Raw genomic sequence first — 755 nt, 5'->3', positions numbered from 1 at the left:
TGCTCCTGAAAACGTATCTTACGAAATTATTTATTCAATAGCTTTATACGAAAGCTTAAAAGCTCAACAAGATATGAAAATTTTGAATACAGTTAAATATCTTTTAGATCGTGACTAGCAATATCCAACAATGATTTGCTCTGAGCATTATTAATTTTTGGATAATCAAAATTTCTAAGTTTAAATCTTGTGTTTTTCTCAATCTTTACAACCTTCCACGTCACAACTGCCATTGTGATGAGGAGGGTTGTTTTGTATAGTGTGTTCATTGATAATTCCTCCTATTAAGATTTTTATTTTTCTCCTAAAAACTTATTAACAAAGTATTGTTGTCCTTTGCCTGTTACTTTTGGCGTCTTACTAATTGATGTGTGACCGTCCGAATGTGTGATTGATGTTTCTTTAATTTCGAATAACTCACGTTCCATTGAATACTGTGTAGGCATGTTATAATCCACACCCTTGCGTTTAATAAGGAATCCGTTTTGACGTAACCACTCAAACAATCTGCGTTGCCCGATGTTTATACCGTTTTGTTTAATGATCTTTGCTAACTCTCCAACTAAAATTGATGTCTTAGTAGTAGCTACTGCATCTGCAAATACAATTTTTGGTTTATCACGTTCAATCTTTGTTTCTAATTGATTGATTGTGTTGTTAGCAATTTTTAAAGCACGTTGCATAATCATTTCTGGGCTATTCCATGCTTTCTCTACTTGGATGAAGTATTGTCTTGCACGTTTGCCAGGTTCACT

Annotated in this window: 2 protein-coding genes and 1 pseudogene; 1 reads left to right on the top strand and 2 read right to left on the bottom strand. The window is 33.4% G+C overall.

What is annotated here, in order from left to right; translation table 11 throughout:
• Positions 1-118 (top strand): annotated as a pseudogene (locus FPQ13_RS14075) (hypothetical protein); the annotation flags it as partial.
• On the opposite strand, the gene FPQ13_RS13600 reads toward FPQ13_RS14075, so the two are convergent.
• Together FPQ13_RS13600 and FPQ13_RS13855 are read right to left on the bottom strand one after the other, a co-directional pair.
• Positions 93-269 carry a hypothetical protein gene (locus FPQ13_RS13600; RefSeq protein WP_001094937.1) on the bottom strand — a complete coding sequence of 59 codons (177 nt, stop codon included), beginning with the start codon at positions 267-269 and terminating at the stop codon, positions 93-95. The pseudogene FPQ13_RS14075 and the gene FPQ13_RS13600 overlap by 26 nt on opposite strands.
• A 24-nt stretch (positions 270-293) precedes the next feature.
• A partial coding sequence (locus FPQ13_RS13855) for a phage antirepressor KilAC domain-containing protein (protein WP_246065542.1) occupies positions 294-755 on the bottom strand: 462 nt, incomplete at its 5' end.

It is taken from the genome of Allobacillus salarius (genome assembly GCF_007559425.1).
Lineage (GTDB): Bacteria > Bacillota > Bacilli > Bacillales > Alkalibacillaceae > Allobacillus > Allobacillus salarius.
Note: the sequence above shows the minus strand (reverse complement) of the source record. Positions and strands in the feature narration are given on the sequence as shown.

Bases quoted from the DNA above. Each gene is read 5' to 3' on its own strand.
- FPQ13_RS13600 (WP_001094937.1), bottom strand. From the start codon at position 269: ATGAACACACTATACAAAACAACCCTCCTCATCACAATGGCAGTTGTG.